Genomic DNA, 1,393 nt, shown 5'->3' with positions numbered 1-1,393 from the left:
CTCTTCTTCTGTCAAATAATTTCCTGAAATGGTTAGCTTTAGGGTATGATTCTTTTTAGAATAGGTTTTTTTCAAAATATTATGTCCCTGAAACTGCTCTGATATAAATTTATTAAGGGACTCTTTTTTCAACGTTTCTCTGACTAAAGTCGTTGCAGAGATGAAACTCGGAATCATCAGCAAAACAGCAACTAAAAGCAAAATCCTGCGCATTTTAGAATCTTCTTCATTATCTCTAAAATAGTGCTTCTTAACCATCATCAACCTGACACCTATATAAGTCGCAATGACAATAAAGCTACAATTGATGAGGAATAGGTAAGAGGAGCCTATGATAAATTTTAGATTAGCAGAAGCAATAGCATAACCTACTGTACAAAGAGGAGGCATCAAGGCAGTTGCAATGGCGACACCAGGGACAATATTATTTGTCTCTTTTTTCCTAGCACCAATAATACCAGCTATCCCTCCTACAAAAGCAATGAGAACATCCCAAATAGTCGGAGAGGTTCTAGCAACAATCTCCGAACTAGCATACGAAATGGGAGAGAGATAAAAATAAAGTGTTGAAGCTATTAAACTGGCAAGTATTTGAATAGCTAATATTTTAAAAGATTTTCTTAACAATTTAAAATCAAATATAGCTAGAGAGAGCCCCACTCCCAGAATAGGTGTCATCAAAGGAGAGATTAACATGGCTCCAATAATCACGGGAGTCGAATCCATATTTAATCCGATAGAGGCGATAAGCATGGCACATAGCAAAATCACTAAATCACTTCTGGAGAGTTCTAATTCTTCGTATATTTTATTTCTAAATTCTACCAACGAATACAGTTTATTATTTGTCACAAATATCTTCCTTTCCTAGCTAACTAGTCGCTAATACTCTTCGAAAATCTCTTCAAACCACGTCAGCTTCACCTTGCCGTAGATATATGTAACTGACTTCGTCAGTCTTATCTACAACCTCAAAGCAGTGCTTTAAGCAACCTGCGGCTAGCTTCCTAGTTTGCTCTTTGATTTTCATTGAGTATAAAATCCTAACAAACTCAATGCTTTAGTAGTCTGATATGCCAATCTCATGAGGTCTTTTTATCATTTTCCATAATATCCTGACGCAAATGTCTACTGCTATCTCTCATCAGCTTCATTTCTAGTAAATGAAAATCAAACTCGGAAACTCACCGTAGCCTGCTCGAAACACAGCAAGGCAAAGCTGAGCTGATTTAAAAAGATTTTCCAAGAGTGTCATCATAACTTTCAGACCATTTTTTATAATAACCATTTTATTTTTATCTGTCAAGGTCTTTGAATTCTTTCTTAACAAACCGCTTACAACCTCTACTCTTGAAGAATTTATTTTTCCTCACTGACAAGGTTTTAGATGATA

The 1,393-nt window shown here is 35.6% G+C and carries 2 protein-coding genes; both read right to left on the bottom strand.

Annotation, left to right across the window (positions count from 1 at the left end):
* A partial coding sequence (locus SMIDD26_RS03355) for a TIGR00341 family protein (protein ID WP_061438917.1) occupies window positions 1–852 on the bottom strand: 852 nt, incomplete at its 3' end.
* Between the two features lie 52 nt (window positions 853–904).
* A complete protein-coding gene (locus SMIDD26_RS13475) occupies window positions 905–1,030 on the bottom strand; it encodes a hypothetical protein (protein ID WP_280630513.1) in 126 nt (41 codons plus the stop codon).
* Window positions 1,031–1,393 lie beyond the last annotated feature (363 nt).

The sequence above is a fragment of the Streptococcus mitis genome (assembly GCF_001579035.1).
Classification (GTDB): domain Bacteria; phylum Bacillota; class Bacilli; order Lactobacillales; family Streptococcaceae; genus Streptococcus; species Streptococcus mitis_J.
Note: the sequence above shows the minus strand (reverse complement) of the source record. Positions and strands in the feature narration are given on the sequence as shown.

Bases quoted from the DNA above. Each gene is read 5' to 3' on its own strand.
- SMIDD26_RS13475 (WP_280630513.1), bottom strand. From the start codon at position 1,030: ATGAAAATCAAAGAGCAAACTAGGAAGCTAGCCGCAGGTTGCTTAAAG.